General features: G+C 72.9%; 20 protein-coding genes. 5 read left to right on the top strand and 15 right to left on the bottom strand.

The window, feature by feature from the left end; all coding sequences use genetic code 11:
* The first annotated feature begins 107 nt into the window (after window positions 1-107).
* The 3 genes from J4709_RS29100 (at window position 108) to J4709_RS29110 (ending at window position 2,803) form a co-directional block, all read left to right on the top strand.
* The gene (locus J4709_RS29100) at window positions 108-620 is read left to right on the top strand and encodes a hypothetical protein (RefSeq protein WP_208245039.1); all 513 of its coding nucleotides are present in this window, start codon (window positions 108-110) and stop codon (window positions 618-620) included.
* Window positions 621-680: 60 nt separating this feature from the next.
* The gene (locus J4709_RS29105) at window positions 681-1,793 is read left to right on the top strand and encodes a DUF2637 domain-containing protein (protein WP_208245041.1); all 1,113 of its coding nucleotides are present in this window, start codon (window positions 681-683) and stop codon (window positions 1,791-1,793) included.
* A gap of 146 nt (window positions 1,794-1,939) precedes the next feature.
* A complete protein-coding gene (locus J4709_RS29110) occupies window positions 1,940-2,803 on the top strand; it encodes a hypothetical protein (protein ID WP_208245042.1) in 864 nt (287 codons plus the stop codon).
* A 66-nt stretch (window positions 2,804-2,869) separates the two neighbouring features.
* Here the strand turns inward: J4709_RS29110 and J4709_RS29115 are convergent, their stop codons facing one another.
* The 4 genes from J4709_RS29115 to J4709_RS29130 are packed head-to-tail and all read right to left on the bottom strand — an operon-like array spanning window position 2,870 to window position 5,480.
* Entirely contained in the window at window positions 2,870-3,340 is a 471-nt protein-coding gene (locus J4709_RS29115) for a hypothetical protein (protein WP_208245043.1), read from the bottom strand.
* Window positions 3,341-3,388: 48 nt separating this feature from the next.
* The gene (locus J4709_RS29120) at window positions 3,389-4,645 is read right to left on the bottom strand and encodes a hypothetical protein (RefSeq protein ID WP_208245044.1); all 1,257 of its coding nucleotides are present in this window, start codon (window positions 4,643-4,645) and stop codon (window positions 3,389-3,391) included.
* Window positions 4,642-5,157, bottom strand: coding sequence for an HNH endonuclease (locus tag J4709_RS29125; protein WP_208245045.1), 516 nt, complete (start codon window positions 5,155-5,157; stop codon window positions 4,642-4,644). Before J4709_RS29125 ends, J4709_RS29120 begins: the two co-directional genes overlap by 4 nt.
* The gene (locus J4709_RS29130) at window positions 5,154-5,480 is read right to left on the bottom strand and encodes a hypothetical protein (protein WP_208245046.1); all 327 of its coding nucleotides are present in this window, start codon (window positions 5,478-5,480) and stop codon (window positions 5,154-5,156) included. The genes J4709_RS29125 and J4709_RS29130 overlap by 4 nt, the downstream gene beginning before the upstream one ends.
* A gap of 261 nt (window positions 5,481-5,741) precedes the next feature.
* Between J4709_RS29130 and J4709_RS29135 the strand changes: the two genes are divergently transcribed.
* The gene (locus J4709_RS29135) at window positions 5,742-6,356 is read left to right on the top strand and encodes a hypothetical protein (protein WP_208245047.1); all 615 of its coding nucleotides are present in this window, start codon (window positions 5,742-5,744) and stop codon (window positions 6,354-6,356) included.
* A gap of 56 nt (window positions 6,357-6,412) precedes the next feature.
* Here the strand turns inward: J4709_RS29135 and J4709_RS29140 are convergent, their stop codons facing one another.
* The 11 genes from J4709_RS29140 to J4709_RS54970 form a co-directional block, all read right to left on the bottom strand.
* Complete coding sequence (locus J4709_RS29140) at window positions 6,413-7,129, bottom strand: hypothetical protein (protein WP_208245048.1); 717 nt, start codon at window positions 7,127-7,129, stop codon at window positions 6,413-6,415.
* Window positions 7,122-8,135, bottom strand: coding sequence for a hypothetical protein (locus tag J4709_RS29145; protein ID WP_208245050.1), 1,014 nt, complete (start codon window positions 8,133-8,135; stop codon window positions 7,122-7,124). The genes J4709_RS29140 and J4709_RS29145 overlap by 8 nt, the downstream gene beginning before the upstream one ends.
* Window positions 8,132-8,455 carry a hypothetical protein gene (locus tag J4709_RS29150; RefSeq protein ID WP_208245052.1) on the bottom strand — a complete coding sequence of 108 codons (324 nt, stop codon included), beginning with the start codon at window positions 8,453-8,455 and terminating at the stop codon, window positions 8,132-8,134. Before J4709_RS29150 ends, J4709_RS29145 begins: the two co-directional genes overlap by 4 nt.
* 126 nt (window positions 8,456-8,581) lie before the next feature.
* Window positions 8,582-8,962: a helix-turn-helix domain-containing protein gene (locus tag J4709_RS29155; RefSeq protein ID WP_208245054.1), complete on the bottom strand. Its 381-nt coding sequence runs from the start codon at window positions 8,960-8,962 to the stop codon at window positions 8,582-8,584.
* Window positions 8,959-9,213 (bottom strand): hypothetical protein, encoded by a 255-nt coding sequence (locus J4709_RS29160; protein ID WP_208245056.1) that lies wholly within the window; start codon window positions 9,211-9,213, stop codon window positions 8,959-8,961. Before J4709_RS29160 ends, J4709_RS29155 begins: the two co-directional genes overlap by 4 nt.
* The gene (locus J4709_RS29165) at window positions 9,210-9,506 is read right to left on the bottom strand and encodes a hypothetical protein (protein WP_208245057.1); all 297 of its coding nucleotides are present in this window, start codon (window positions 9,504-9,506) and stop codon (window positions 9,210-9,212) included. The genes J4709_RS29160 and J4709_RS29165 overlap by 4 nt, the downstream gene beginning before the upstream one ends.
* Window positions 9,503-10,216: a hypothetical protein gene (locus tag J4709_RS29170; RefSeq protein ID WP_208245059.1), complete on the bottom strand. Its 714-nt coding sequence runs from the start codon at window positions 10,214-10,216 to the stop codon at window positions 9,503-9,505. The genes J4709_RS29165 and J4709_RS29170 overlap by 4 nt, the downstream gene beginning before the upstream one ends.
* Window positions 10,210-11,691 carry a hypothetical protein gene (locus tag J4709_RS29175; RefSeq protein ID WP_208245061.1) on the bottom strand — a complete coding sequence of 494 codons (1,482 nt, stop codon included), beginning with the start codon at window positions 11,689-11,691 and terminating at the stop codon, window positions 10,210-10,212. Before J4709_RS29175 ends, J4709_RS29170 begins: the two co-directional genes overlap by 7 nt.
* A complete protein-coding gene (locus tag J4709_RS29180) occupies window positions 11,688-11,951 on the bottom strand; it encodes a helix-turn-helix domain-containing protein (protein ID WP_208245063.1) in 264 nt (87 codons plus the stop codon). The genes J4709_RS29175 and J4709_RS29180 overlap by 4 nt, the downstream gene beginning before the upstream one ends.
* Window positions 11,952-12,349: 398 nt before the next feature.
* Complete coding sequence (locus J4709_RS29185; RefSeq protein ID WP_208245065.1) at window positions 12,350-12,889, bottom strand: hypothetical protein; 540 nt, start codon at window positions 12,887-12,889, stop codon at window positions 12,350-12,352.
* The gene (locus tag J4709_RS54970) at window positions 12,886-14,202 is read right to left on the bottom strand and encodes a hypothetical protein (RefSeq protein ID WP_208245068.1); all 1,317 of its coding nucleotides are present in this window, start codon (window positions 14,200-14,202) and stop codon (window positions 12,886-12,888) included. Before J4709_RS54970 ends, J4709_RS29185 begins: the two co-directional genes overlap by 4 nt.
* Window positions 14,203-14,714: 512 nt before the next feature.
* Here J4709_RS54970 and J4709_RS29195 point away from each other — a divergent pair.
* Window positions 14,715-15,209, top strand: a complete 495-nt coding sequence (locus J4709_RS29195) for a hypothetical protein (protein WP_208245069.1) — start codon at window positions 14,715-14,717, stop codon at window positions 15,207-15,209.
* Window positions 15,210-15,317: the final 108 nt, after the last annotated feature.

Here is a 15,317-nt window from a genome sequence, read left to right on the forward strand (position 1 = left end):
CAACCCCCTGCCTATAGGGGGGCAGTCCCAACCCTGTCCCAACCCCCGATGTCCCATCCCCTGTCCCGTCCTTCGTCACGCACAGTCACGGAAAGGAAGTGAAGATCATGAGCCACACCGCCGAGGCAATGACGATCGTCGACACCGACCAGCTGGCCGTCGGCCTGTCGCACACCGCCGGGCGGTGCCTGGCCTCCGGCCTGGACCCCGACGCCTACCGGGGCGTGCTCAGCGCGTGCTTCGCCCTCGCGCAGCGGCCCTGGCGCGGCACGTCGGCCCAGTGGCGCGACGACCAGCAGATGTTCGGCGAGGTGGAGGAGCTGCACACCGCCATCACCGCGCAGATCGGCCTCATCGACCGCTACACCGACACCGTGTCAACGCGGCTGGCCGCCGAGCTGGCCAAGGACGAGGACGACCGCAACACCGCGCTCATCGCCGACTGCAAGCAGGCACTGCGGATCCTGCACGAGGCGCGCCCGCAGTTCGAGGCGCTGGCCGCGATGCTCGCCACCGTCCACGACGACACCCGCGACACCTACCAGGCCGCCTACGCCCTGGTCGACCAGGGCCGCGTCATGCCCTACGACGGGAGGTTCGTCGCCGGCCAAAACCCCTGACCCACCGGCCAACCAATCGGCCGCCCGCGACCCGTACAGCATCCCGATGAGGAGAACCCGATGAGCCCCACCCGCTGGAAGATCAACTGGCGGAAGGTCGTCCAGCTTGGCTTGGGCGTCGCCGCCGGCCTGGTCGCCGCGTTCGGCGCGCTCGCCGTGGCGGTGACGAGCTTCTCCCTGTCCTTCGACGCCATCACCGCCGTCGCCAAGGCCGCGCGGATCCGCGACTCGCGGGCGTGGATGATGCCGGTGTCGGTCGACGGCGCCATCCTCGTCGCCGCCGTCGCCGCCGTGGTGATGAGCCGCCTGCAGGCGGGCAAGCGGGTGCTGTACCCGTGGACGGTCGTGGTGATCGGCGTGGTCATCTCAATCCTGTGCAACGCCGCGCACTCCACCGGCCACACCGACGCGCACGGCGCCATCGCCCTCGATCTGCACCCGATCATTCGCGGCGCCATCTCGGCCATCCCCGCGCTGATGCTGGCGCTCGCGGTGCACCTGGTGATCGAGCTGCTGGAGGCGTTCATGAAGCTGGCCTCACCCGACCCGAACGGGCCCGAACCCACCCGATCGATCGACCCGATCGATCGGGTGGTCGCGGCGGCTCGATCGACCGCCGCCGACGCCCGGCCCGCCTCGGTCAGCATGCCGATCGACGCCGGTCCCGGCACCCGATCGCTCGGGGCGGGCGGGGCACTCGATCCTCGCGCTGACCAGCAGGAATCGACCCGATCGATCGGGTCCGGCGGCGCACAGGAATCGGGTCGGCCGACCCGATCGAACGACCCGATCGATCGGGTCGGGGCGGGTGCGCCGTACCCGATGCACCCGGCCAACCAGACCGGCACCGAGACGGGGAAGCCGACCCGATCGAACGCCGGGTCCGGCACCCGATCGACTACCCGATCGAACGCCGCGCAGGGCACCGCTCGATCGGGTCGCAGCGCGCCGAAGGTGACGCCGATCAAGACGGGCAAGCGCCGGTCGATGGACGACCTGCGCGAGCAGTTGCGGGCCGGGATCGCCGCCGGGCAGATCGACCCGCACCCGGCCGCCGACCCGATCCGCGAGTTCCTGCGGTGCTCGCCGAAGCGGTCCCGGGATCTGCGCGACGAGTTCGCCGGCGACCCGATCCCCGCGCCGGACTCCCCCGCCGCGAAGACAGCCGACTGACCCGCATCCTGTCCGCCTTCGGGCGGACCCCTTGACGCCGTGCCCCGCTCCCGGGTCCGCTTGGCCGCGAACCCCCGGGGGCGGGGCACGGTCCACGACCACCCCGCCAGTCACCCGACCCCACTCGCCCCTCAGGGAGCCCCACCATGCCGACCTACATCCACCAGTTGCCCGTAATTGACCTACCGGGCAACGAGCACTACACCGAACCCGGCCGCCCCACCTGCGCCACGAGCGCCAGGTACACGCGGATCTCCTTCGTCGGAGTGGTCGACGCCGACGACCCGCGGTTCGCCGAGGCCGCCGACGCCATCCCCGACCGGTACCGCCCGGTGGGCACGTTCGGGGTCGCCGGCATGGAGAGCCAGGAGACCGCGCTGTTCTGGCACGGGCCCGCCGACGTCATCACCGGCGCCCTGAACCCGGACTTCATCGACGGGCCCGCGCTGTTCGAGCAGCTCCGCGAGCACGGGCTGTTCAGCGGAGGATGGCCTGAGGCGCAGCCGTGGAACCAGCTCATCCCGGCCCGCACCTGGCACCCCGGCGGCTCCGGCGTCCTGGCCGAGTACCCGTTCCCCGACGGCCAGCCGGGGCAGGTGGTGGTGTACGAGATCTCCGGGAGGCCGGCGCGGCTGTCCAACTACGGGCCCGGCGACCGGCCCGGCCCCATGCCGATCGCCACCTGGCACTGCACCCGCTGCCATCTGCACGGCGACACCCACGACCGGTCGGAGTCCGGCGGCCCCGGCGACCGGCAGCAGATCTGCCGCGCCGCCCGCACGCACCTGCTGCCGGGCCGCTGCGAGCCCCGCGAGGAGTTCTGGGACGACGCCATCGCCACCATCCAGGAGGTCGGCGGCGGCCAGCGGCCAGCCGACGAGCGGGGGCTGCACGCCTCCTTCTGCGCCACCAGGGTCGTCGACCCCGAGCAGGTGATGGCGCGGTCGACGTGCGCGGAGATCCGCCAGGCCCGCGCCGCTGCGGCCGCGCCGTCGCCGGCGAACGGCTGAGCCGCCCCCTCCCAGGCAAAACGGAAGGGCCCCGACCGCATGGTCGGGGCCCTTCGTCGTCCCAGGTCAGGCGGGGTCGCCGGGCGCCTTGTCCAGGCTCACCGTGGCGGGCACCTCCTCCTCAAGGCCGGGGTCCTTGTCGGGCTTGGAGACAGGCTCGCGGGCGGGCTCGTTGCCGGGCGCGGCGACGATCGGGGCGGGCACCAGCGGCGTGCGCAGCGCGGCGACCGGCGAGGGGCCGGTGTACTGCTGGCACGGGCACGGCACCGACGTCCACCTCACCGGCACCTTCACCTCGTTCTCGTCGTCCCACACCCAGTCGACGGCCTGCTGGGCGGGGCCGTTGCAGCGGCCGGTGATGTGGTCGTGGAACGCCAGGTGGTGCTTGCAGCCGCACACTGGCTTCCCCGGGTCGGGCAGCATGCCGAGCCGGTGCCGCTGCACGGCCCGGCGGTGGTCCATCCAGTCGTCGAAGCGGCGCCAACCGGAGCCGATGATGATGAACACCAGCACCAGCGTGAGCAGGGTCCAGTCCATGGGGTGTATCCCTTCGTGTGATCGTTTCGTGTGATCGGTTGGTCGGGGTTACAGCGACATCCACACCACGGCGTCGCCGGCGGCCTCGTCCGCGGCCGCCCAGGCGGTCGCGAACCCCGGGGCCTGCTTCTCCTCCACGCACGCCGGAGCGGCCACCAGCAGGTGCTCCACCGTCGGAAAGGACATGGCGCGCCGCTCCAGCCAGACGCGCGGAAATCGGGCGTCCATGTCGTCGACGGCGATACCGAACTCGGCGGCGTAGCCCTCCAGCGCGACGGAGGTCTGCGCGCGGGTGCCTCGGCCGAGCCGCATGAGCGAGCGGGCGGTGTATCCGCGGGTGGTGCGGTCGGGGCTGCCGTCCTCGCGCTTCTTGGCCTTGAACGCGCGCCGCACCTCGTACACGCCCCACTCGGCAGCGTCCAGGTGCTCCTCAGCCAGCAGCAGCGCCGGTTCCATGCCGGGCGTGGCCGCCAGGATGTTCCACAGCCGTTTCCCGGCCACCAGCCCCATTGAGGGGTTCAGGGCGACGGCGCCGTGCTCCATCACCAGCGCCTCCACCGCCAGCTCCGGCCGGGCGCGGTACTCGGCGACGACCTCGGCGAGCCCCGCCTTGTTCGTCATCCGAAACGGACAAAAGCCGCACGCTGACTTGCGCCACGTGGCGCCGGTCTGCTCGGCGATGTACGCCAGGCACCGGGCCCGGTCCCACCCGAGCGTGATGAGCGGGTAGACGCCGGTGCGGGTCGCGCTGTCGCCGTCGGCCGCGTCGCGCTTGGCGCGGCGCCGCTCGTGCTTGGAGTCCTCGAACCCCATCACCTGGTAGAACGGCTCCCCGCCGAAGTAACCGTCCAGGAACGCATCGGTCGGCCACCCCTTCGCATGGATCGAGCATTTACGGACGAGTCCGGTGGTCGGCACCGTCCCGGCCCGCGTCATCTCCTCGTACAGCCGCAGGTCGCCGTCGGCGTGCAGCCGGGACGGGCTCGTGGACAACTCCAGCACCGTCACCTCGCCCTGGCCGCCGCCCCGGGGCCGGGCCACCTGCGCGTAGGGCAGGCCGGCGGCGGCCAGCCGCGGCAGGATGTGCTCCTCCACGAGCGCGACGGTGTCGGGGTGCTCCGACCCGGTCATCGCGGTGACGACCACGACGCGCGACAGGTCGGTGTCGGCGGGCAGCCCCAGCCGCTCCGCCGCCTGCGGGCCGGGCCCCTGCTCGGCGAGCACGCTCAGTAGCAGCAGCACCCAGCCGCCCGAGTCGGCACCGAGCCCGAAGTTGACGGCCAGCGGCCGACCCGCGGCCGTCACGACGCCCGCCGGTTCAGGAAGTACTCGACGCCGTCGGCCGGGCGGGCGTACTCGGGGACGTCGGTCAGCAGCAGGACGCGCCGCCCCGACCCCAGCACGATCGGGACGCGGGCGGGGTCCATGCCCATCGGCACCAGCCACCCGGTTGCCTCGGCGACCGCCCGGTCGGACTCGGTGTCGCCGTGGCATCCGACGACTCCGCCGAGCTTCCCGCCGCACAGAAGGACCATGTTGCACAGGTGGTTGATTGCGGGGTCGGTTGTTCCGCCCATGCCGCGCGGGTTGCGGTGGTGGACGGTCGCCGTGGTGGTCATGGTGCGGCCGTCCAGGTACACCCCGCACCGCTCGCAGTGCTGCTGCGAGCGGCCCGCCAGCAGGCTGCGGATCAGCCGCCACTCCTCGATCGTCGGGTGGGCTCCCCAGGACCACAGCCGCCCGCATGTGCAGCCTTCGCCGTCGGGCACGTCGGGCCCGAACCCGCGGTCGCATCCGGGGCACCGTGCGGCGCTCACCGAGCACGCCTGCGGCTGTGCGTGCACGGGCGGCGCGGCGTGCACGCGGCGGTGTGCATGCAGGTCAGCGGCGTGCACAGCGTGCGGGAGAGGGTGTGCGTGCACACCCTGGTCGTGCATGGGCGGGTGTGCGCGGCGCCGTGCACGGCGGTGTGCGCCGCCCTGTGCACGGTGGCGTGCACGCGGGTGTGCGCGGGCCTGTGCACGGCCCGGCGGGTGTGCGCGCACGGCGCCGTGCACACGGTCTCGTGCGCGGGCGGCGGTGTGCGCACGGCGCCCGTGCAGGCGTGCACGGGCGCCGTGGTGTGCGCGGTGGTGGGCATTGGTGCTCCCTTGCGATCGCCCCGGGTGCTTCTACCGGGGCCCCTCCAACCCATTGTGGGGTCGGTTAACAATCATCGCAAGGAGTGCGGCGTGTTCCACGGCAGGGCCAGGCCGTCGCCGGCGCTGCGCGGCACCGACGGTCTGGCGTGGGCAGGTCCGTTCGGACCCGGTTGTGGTGTTGTCCCGGTAGGAGCCGATTGCGCTCGATAGCCTCGCCTCGCCCGGTGATCCGGGACTGTCGAGAGAAGGGGTGGCCGGGGATGGCGCAGAGGAAGCAGCCGGGCGAGTACATGGACAAGGTCATCGGCCTGAAGGAGCTGGTCGACCTGCTGGCCCCGTTCGGGATGATCGTGCAGCTCGACCCGGGCGCGGAGCCGAACTACCAGGCAATGCAGATGGCACACGCGCTCGCCGGCTGCGTCCAGGCGCACGCATCCCGCGCCGAGGACGCCTACCGGGTCAGCGCGGCCGCCAACGGAGAGACCGACAAGGAGACCTGGGAGCACATCACCCAGGCGTCGCTGATGGCCTTCGCCGGGATCAACTGCCGGTCCGTCACCGACGAGCTGGCGCTGATCAACTGGCAGGCGACCCGGCTCGCCGGAGTGCTCGGCGCCCTGGACTTCCCCGGCCCCATCAAGCGGGAGGACAACGTCGGGTCCGGCGACACCCTGATGCGCACCATCCGGCTGACGGCCGCCGCGCTGTCGGGCATGGTCAAGGCTGCACACGCCGCCTCGGACCCGCACCGGCCAGACGGCGAACTCACGACCGCCGGGCAGGGGCTGGTCAAGGCGATGTCCGCGCTCGCAGCGGCTGCCGAGGACGTCAAGCTGCACACCGCGACCGGCGAACTGATGGCCATGGGCGACTGACTGCCCGCACGTCCCTGCGAGAGGCGACGGTCTCGCAGGGACGGGCACGGCACCGGCTACTCCCCCAAGCCCGCGAGGTGTGCACGGTAGGCGGTGTGCACGGCGCCGAGCGTCTCGCCGTGCAAGGACTCCCCGCACGTGCACACCATCACCGGCCCTGCACGGTCGCGCTCCCAGTACGGGAAGTGTGCGCTGTGCGTCCACACCTTCGAGTGCCGTGCACACATCCCCCAGCCGTGCACGCGGACCCAGCCGCGCACGGCGCCCGGGTCGCCGATCGAGTTGGAGACGGCGTCCATCAGCGCGGGGCACCCCGGCCAGGTGCAGCCGCGGTGCAGGCACCCGCCGTAGGCGTGGAAGACCGCGTCCAGGTCGACGGGCTCGCGGGGGATCCGCAGCCGCCAGTACCGGCCCCGCCGGGTCGGGAGCACCGTTATGTCGCCGCGGGCTCGACGCACCGCGACGTTCAGCGGCCCGCCCGCCCTGGGGGCGGCCGTCCAGTGCAGCCACGGCCACACGGGAGCTGAGGGCCGCGCGGACCTGCCGGTATATGCGATGAGGACCGTCACCGGCTCGGGCGGGACGCGGTCGCCGGCGAGCTTGTCGCCGTGGTCGAGGTAGATCCGGCCGAGGACGGTGGCCGGTCGACCCTCACCGCTCCCTACCTTTACTTCGTAAAGCTGGTGGGCGGTGTGGTCACCCGCACTCTGCTCCCCCGGGCCGTCACTAACAGTGGCGGCAGCGGCCGGGGCGGCGGCGTTCCGGTCACTCACCGTGCAGCCCTCCGAGGGAGGTCTGCCCGTCGCACTGCGCCAGCGAGTGGTCGGCGGGAATGTTCCACTCGGGGTCGGCGTGCGGCGCGGCGGCCAGGACGGCGTCGGCCTTGGCCGGGCCCCACGGGTGATGGACCTCGTAGTCGTCGACGGTGCCGCCATACTCGGCGACGACGTCGGAGCGGACCCGCTGCCACAGCCACCAGCCGATGTAGGCGGCCACCCGCACGTCGCATTCGCAGCCGCGGTCCAGCTCGTTGAACGAGTCGAAGGCGCTGTCGTCGCCGTTCCACCGGTCGCGGTAGTCGGGCCAGGCGGCGCGGTAGTCGGCCAGGTGCTCGGCGATGTAGGCGGGCACGTCCAGGGCGTTGCCGTAGAACGGCTCGTATCCGGGCTTCTTCCAGTTCTGCGCGCGGTAGGGGGCCGACAGCAGCGGCAGGCCCTCTCCGATCCCGAAGCCGGCCTCGCCGGTGCGGTAGGCGATGAACCACACGGCCCGGGGGTCGAACCCGTCGCCGGCGTCGGCGCCGTCCTCCTCGGTTCGGGCGTCTTCCTCCTCGACGGCGGCGTCTTCGAGGAGGACGCCGGTCACGGTGAGGGGGTGCGGCTCGTTGCGCGCGGTGTGCTCGGCGGGCCAGGCGGTCAGCCACATCGACTCGAAGGTGTCGATGGACACCCACGACCCCTCCCCGATCCGCACCATCACCTGCCCGGACGGGCCGGGCTGCTCGAACCCGAGCACGGTGTAGGAGTCGGCGGCGATGCAGGCCCCCGCCAGGGCGGCGCCGCGCACGCGGACGCCCTCGGGCCGCGACCACACCTGCCCCACGGCCAGGACGACGGCGGCGTGCGCCTCGTCCACCTGGTTCTCGGCGTAGCGGCGGGCCCGGTCCAGCGGCATGCCGTGCTCCAGCGCCAGGACGTCGGCCTGGCGCTCGATGAGGCGGGCGCGGCGCTCGGCGCCGATGACGGTGGCGGCCAGCGCGGCGCGTTCGGCGGTGTTCACCGGGTCACCTCCGGGCCGCACCAGCACGAGCGGGTCGGCTGGTGCAGCGGGTGGTCGCCGAAGCCGCGGCTCCCGGCGTGCACGACGATGGGCCGCTCCCCGTGGGTGCGGGACCGGGCGTAGGCGAGCGCCGCCTCACGGGTGGGGAGCCGGTCGACGTGCACGTCGCCGGCGCCCTCGGCCGGGCCGCAGGGAAGCAGGGGCAGGCCGGCGACGGTGTGGGTGTCGAACGGGCACGGCCACGGGTGGTCGCCGTGCAGCGTGCAGGCCAGGCCCCACCGTTCGGTGGCCTCGTCCAGCAGCGGGAAGTAGATACACATTCGGCGGCTCCTTGAATGGGGCCCGGGTGCTTCTACCGGGCCTACCTTCACGTTCGGGGTAACGTCGCGGCCTGCCCAGCGCGGGATCGCGCGGCAAGGGTGCGGGCAGACCGCGACGTCGTTCATTCAGTTCGCGGCGCGCAGCCGGTCGCCGATGCGGTCGATGCGGGCGCGGGCCGCCGTCAGGTGCGGTTCGGGCGGCAGCTTGTCGGGCGGCAGATCGTCGAGGCCCTCGGCCGCCCACGAGTACAGGAACGCCACGTCGGCCAGCGGCAACGTCACCTGCCGCCGGTCGCCGGCGGGCTGCACCGTCACCACGACCTCGTGCCCGCACGCCGCGGCGATCCGCTCGGCCCAGTCCAAGGTGAGGTTCGCGCGGCCGGTGAGCATCGCGCACAGATGCTTGCGGGTGACGCGCAGGTCGGCGGCGACGGTGGTCTGATGGCGGCCTGCGGCGTCGATGCAGGCGCGCAGGTCGGCGCGCAGCCGGTCCACCGGCCCGCTCACCGGGCCCCCTTGGTCTCCAGGCCGCCGGGGCGGCCGTCGGCGGGCTGGTGGGGGCACACGCCCGCCGGGATGTCGGCGCACGTGCGCAGCGGCAGCACCATCGCCAGGGCGGGCCAGCGCGCGAACCGGGTGCGGCAGCGGCAGCACTCGTACACCGCCCGCCACGTCGCCGGCGCGCCGGTGTCCACCACGGTGTGGCACTCAGGGCAGCGGTGCGCCTTGTCGGCGTTCCAGCGCCGCACGGTGATCACGGCGCCTCCCGGTGCCCGGCGGCGGTGGCGGCCCGCAGCGTCCGGTCGTCGAGCGCACCCAGCGCAACCCGGGCCGCGCCGTCGGGGTAGGGCTCCACGTCCACGAATCCGCGGCCCCGCGACACATACCCGGCCACCCGCACCAGACCGGGCAGCGCGGCGCCGATGCAGCGCCGCAGCTCGTCCCGCTCGGCGCGCAGGCACCGGGCGGCGTTGACAATGTCGTCCCAGTCGCGGGTCGGGGCCATGTGCAGCGCTTCCAGCAGCGCCGCCTTGCGTGCGTCGGCGGTCACGATGCCTCCCGGTGCTCGGTGTGCGCGGCGCGGTCGTGCTCGCGCAGCAGCTCCGCGGCCTTCAACGTCACGGCGCGGGACTCGGCGGCGCCGCCCAGCGCCTCCACCGCCTTGGCCTCCCATTCGTCGCGGTCGGGCACCAGCGCCAGCAGCGCGCGGGCGTGCCCCAGCTCGCGGTCCTCGTCGGCGGCGGCCGGGCGGTGCCGGATCGTCTTGAGCTGCCTGCGGACCTCGGCCGTCTCGGGGCGCGGCTCGGCCACCTCGAACCCGGCCTGGCCGGGCTTGCCGACGTACTTGGGCGGGGTGATCTCCTTGGGCAGGTCACACGCTGGGGGCCGCCGCACCTCGGCGGCCTGCCCGGTGCGGGCCCGCAGCTCGGCGATGAACCCGTTCGCCTCGGTCCGCGTGATGGGCGCGATGGCGTTCTGCACGTCGTGGGCGATGGCGGCCTCCCGCGCCGCCTTCACCCGCTTGATCACGTCGGCGGGCATGATGAACGGGCGGCGGCCGGTGCGCTCGTCGGTGCCGGTCTCGCAGTAGTACGCGACCACGGCTTCGGTCAGCGCGTCCTCACGCATGTCCCCCACCGCCAGCGACCACGCGGTGATGTCGGCCTCGCCGACTTTGCGCTGGTCGAACGCGGCGGCGTACTGCAGGACCCGCGCCACCATCGAGATGACGTCTTCGGTGATCCGGTCCGGGGTCAGCACGCGGCCCCCCCCTCGATCGCGGCCTGGCCGCTGCCGCGCTCGGCCGCGAGCTTGGCGCGCATGCGCGCCGCGACGTCCGCCACCTCCGAGACCCGCTGGTCGGTGGTCGACAGCGGCACGCCGGGCATGTCCGGTGTGGGCAGCCCGGCGCGCTGCGCGGCCAGCTTCTCGCGCATCCGGGCGGCGACCTCCTCCACCTGCGCGACGCGCTGGTCGGTGGTCGACGACTGCGCCGCCGCGCCGCCGGGCTGGGGCGGCGCGATCTCGCCGCGCAGCGCCTTGGCGACCTTCCACGGCGGCGGCACCGGCTCCTGGCACGCCCACAGCGCCTGCGCGAGCTGCCCCTCCGTCGCCCCGGCGCGGGCGAACTCCACCAGCCGGGCCTCCAGCGCGGACTGCTGCTCGCCGAAGATCCGGCCGTTCTCGACGCACCAGCGCCACCAGCGTTCGGCCAGCGGCCGCACCGCCGCAAGCTCCTGCTCGGTCGGCGGCGGGCCCGCCTGGCGGCGCCGCTGCCCGCGCTCGGCGGTCTGCTTGACGTTCGTCCGCCACGTCGCCGGCCAATCCCGGGTGACCTGCGCGAACTCCGGCTGGTCCCAGTAGGCGTTGAACTCGGCGATCTGCAACTCGAGGTCCACCGTCGGGTAGTGCTTGGCCGCCCACGCCCGCTGCGCCGCGTCCGGCTCGAACCGGCCGGGCCACGGCTGCTTGCGCGACGGCTTTCGCTTCGAGGCGGCGGCGGGGCCGCCGTCGAGCGTGTCCTGCTCGGCCGCGCCGTGCTCAGCGGCGGGGGCTCCCTCGCGCGTACGCGTGTCCGCGCTCGCGGGGGCGTGCGCGTACTCACCCCCCGAAGGGGGGTGAGGGGGTTCATGTTTCTGGTTCCGTACTTGTGGTTCGGGGGATTCTGAATCCCCCCTGGCGGGATTGGTAATCCCCCCAGCTGGGATTGACAATCCCCCCTGGCCGGTCTCGTCCTGGGGGGATTCTGAGTCCCCCCAGGGCTGTTCTTCCTGGTCAGGGCGGGGTCCGAGGCTCTTGGGGCGGCGGGCCGGGTTCGACTTGCCCTTGTCGCTGCGCTCCACCTTCGGCGGCGGCGGCGCAATCGCCGGCCGGTCCTCGGGCACCAGCGGGCCACGGCCGCGGCGGAGCCGGTCGTCGTTTACCCGAGCGATCTTGCTGCCGAACCAGGCGTACGGGATCAGCAGGTCGTACACCTTGGGGCGCCGGTTCTTCGGCAGGTAGTCGGCGGCGGACTGGTCTCCGAGCGCCAGGAGTCGGCGCTTGACCATGTCGCCGATCTTGCGCTGCACCGTCTTGGGGTCGCAGTGCGCGATGTTGGCGAGGGTGTCCTTGGACAGGAACGCGGCGCAGCCGTCGTCGTCGGCGGTCTCGGCGAGCGCGCTTAGGATGCAGCGCTCATGCGCGTCGGCGGTCGGGGCGTCCTTGGCGGCCCAGATCATCGCGTCGAGGCTCATGCGGTTACCGCCTCGACGTGCAGGACGTACCGGGCGCGGGCGCGGCCGTCGACCATCTCGTGCTCGGCGTGCAGCAGCCCTGCCTGCGTGAGTGCGAAGAGCTGGCGCTGCACGGTGCGGCGGTGGACGCCGCGGTGGTCGGCGAGGCGCCGGTGGCCCATGGGGCACACGAACGCGCCGTTGGAGCGGGAGAGCATGTACCGCAGCAGCGACAACTGCGCGGTCGCCTGTTCACCGCATAGGGCCTCGGCCCGTCGCATAAATGCGATTTTGCGGTCACGGCGAGTGATCGCGGGAGTCGAATCGGCACCAATTTGGGTGTCGAGTGTTGCAGACGACGTGGTTCCGGGTACGCTCAGTCCCGGACGCGTCGGATCAGACATATTGCTACGCCTTTCCAAGCGATGATCCGATGAGTCCGCCCGGCCCGGAGGTCCAAGTCCGGTCTGGGGCGGAACGGCGGCGACGGTTCGCTGAAGATCCTCTGTGGGTTGCCAGCCCGAGGGTCCTGAGCCGATCGTCGCCGTCTTCGTTTTCAGTTGTCCTGCATGCCTGCCGTGATCCCTACGTCCGTAGGGCGGCCGGGGCCAACCGTACCGGCTTTGTGACGCCTTGTCGCGCACCTGCGGGCAAGAAGTTGTGTGGCGCGGCGCGGACGTCACCGCAGGTCACCCCCCTGATCGGCGACCTTGGGGGCCTCCTGGGGGTCGCCGGCGGGCTCGTTGGCGGGCTCGTTGGCGGGGCCGGTAGCGGACGCGGCTGGGGTGTCGTCGGCGGGCTCCTCAGCGCTCCTCTCACCGATGATCGTGAGCAGGATGCGGCGGGCGTGCGTGAGGTCGCGACGGTGCCCCTCCTCCTCCGGCTGGGCCTGCGCGAGGGCCTTGGCGTAGGCGAACTGGACCTCGGCGGTGGAGTACAGCAGCATCTGCCACTGCCCGGCCCGCATGTCGTACATCCCCGACTCCCCCGCCAGGAGCTTGGCGGCCTGCGCCGCCGCGTCGGGGGTGAACGTCGTCTCGTCGCGCAGCAGGCCGTGCGCGGCGAGCACGTTGCGGTGCGCGACCAGCGCGGCCTTGAGCTTGCCGACCTCGTTGGCGGTGCGCATGGTGCCGTAGGCGCAGAACGCGGCGCGTTCGGCGTCGGCGAGCGGGTCTTGGGCCATCTGGTCCCCCGGGATGCTGGTGTGCGGCGCGCTCATGCCGCGCCGGCCTTCTGTAGGTCGATGACTTCGGCGTCGGCGGCCTCGGCGGCGCGCGCGGCGGCTTCCTCGGCGTCCAGGTCCGCGGCACGGACCGGCTTGACCTCCACCCAGTGGTCCCACCGGTAGGTCAGCGGGATCTTCTGGAGCTGCTCGGCGGTGGCCCCGTCGTCCAGCGCCGCCTTCACGGCCTTGGCCCACTTCTCGTGCTCGGGCATCTTCCGCGACTTGTTGGTCACCAGGACGTCGCCGTAGCGGCCGTTGTGCAGGCCGACCAGCAGGCTGTGCGCCCGCGTGTACTCGGTCTTGGCTTCGGCACGGTCCCGCTTGAAGCTCAGGGCCCGCTCGGCGGCCCACACCGCGTGACGCTGCTCGGGCTCGGCGCCGAGGATCGTGTACGACTCGGGGGAGCGCCCGGCGGCCTTCGCCGCCGCGACGTTCCAGCAGTGGTCGCGCACCGGGCAGAACCGCTCGCAGATCACGTCGCTGCTGGGACCGCCTCTGTCACGTTCCATTTCGGCGCCGACGTCGAGCGCGAAGTTCACGCCCGACAGCCAGTCGAGCGCTTCCTCGGCCGTGCCCTCGTCGTAGGGCTCGGGGAACCGCTCGACCTCGCCCTCCATGCGGTGCATGTACTCGATCTCGACGGTGTCGACGGGCCGCCCCTGGGCGCGCATGCCCAGGCCGTAGATGTGGCCCTGTCCGCGGTGCGCGGGGTCGGGGCCGTCGGCCAGGTCGTTCCAGGTGTGCTCGCCGGGGAACTTCAGGTCCTTCACCCGGGCCAGGACCCCGTCGTACTCGTCGAGCCGGCCGACGCGGTCCAGGCCGGGGATGGCCACCTCGTGCTCGTACTCCCGCCACGGGTACTGCTTCTCGCGGGCGAGGCGGGTCAGCTCGTGCCAGCCGGACCCGGCGCGGGCGGCGAACATGTCGACGTCGTTGCGGACCATGCCGGGCGGCGGCGCCTCGCGGAGCTGGATGGCCTTGCGGCACCCCAGGTAGTCCGAGGGGCCGACTCCGTGGCCGCCAGGCGCCGGGGTGGGGCGCGGGTACAGGCCGGTCAGGTAGGCGTCCACGTCGTCGAGCGGGTGGGTGTCGGCGTTGTCGACGGCGCGCGCGGCGAGCTGGTACGCGGTGTCGGGCCGGTAGCGGCGGCAGCCGGTGCCCGGGTGCCCGCCACGGTGCGCGGTCCCGGCGTGCTCGACCTCAGGGCCGCCGCAGGCGCACGGGTTGGTGCGCTCGCTGTCCATGGCGCCGGAGACGACGAAGGCGTGGGCCCGCTCGGCGAGGGCGCGGGCGAGGTCGGGCCTCACCGGCGGCGGCCGGGGGAGCGCGGGCAGGACAAGGCGAAGCTCATGGGCTGGCTCCTTGTGTCGCCGGGTCCCGGGTGCTCTGCCGGGGCCGCGGTGATGTGTGTGCCGTAGGTCATGAGGTCGGACGCTAGACCTGCGACGGTGTTAACGTCGCGTCCTCATGCATTGTGTGGCCGGTTAACGTCCACGGGGCCATGTTAACCGCTTGTGTCGGCTGTAACCAGGTGGGGCGCGCGGCGGGCTGCGGGCGGCCGGCGACACGCGGCGGGCGGGCGGCCGAGGGCGGCCGGATTCGGCATCGGGAAGGTCAAGAGAGCCTAAAGCCGCACCCGGCTGGGCATGACCGTGAATGATTCACCCGTGGCGGAAGCCAGATCGGTTGGCCGCCCCGAGCGGGCGACCGATCCCACGAGCAAGGCCGCCCACCAACCCCAGGAAAGCCCATGACACGCGAACCCCACCACGCCCCGCCATCCGGAAGTCACGTTCCGTACCCGAGTACGATACGGACCGTGGCAGCCCGCACAGCACCCGATTTCCTCGCCCGACGAACCGAGCTGGCTCGTACTGTCGCGGCCCGCGACATCCACGACGCCACCCTGGCACTGACCTGCCTGCACACCCCCGACGAGGACTGCATCCGCGCCTCCCGCCACCTCAACGTCCTGCAGAAACGCTTCAAGACCCTGTGCGTGCTGTCCGAACGCATCCTGAACGGCGCGAGCTGGGAGACGATCGCCGGACAGCTCGGCGTCACCGCCGCCACCGCCAAGGCCCTCTACGCCTCCCCCGAACAACGCTGGCGGGCCGGCGACCCGCAACCCTGGGCGCCGGTCCTGACCGGCCCCGACGCCATGGCCACCGTGGTCGGCGCCGCCCCCATAGTCATCGACACCCCCGCCCAAGCCGACGCCGTCGAGACGGAGCTGGCCGCCTACTGCGCCCAGCGCGGGTGCACACCGCCGTGCACACCGCCGTGCACACCCGCGCACACCTGCACAGGCTGAAAGCCCCCCCACCACCGCGCACAGCCGCGCGCACCGCTCCCCGTTTTCGGTGCACACCGCCGTGCACACCCCCGCCCGCCGTGCACATCGTGCACGCTCCCCCGGGTA

It is taken from the genome of Actinomadura violacea, assembly GCF_017573465.1.
Classification (GTDB): domain Bacteria; phylum Actinomycetota; class Actinomycetes; order Streptosporangiales; family Streptosporangiaceae; genus Spirillospora; species Spirillospora violacea.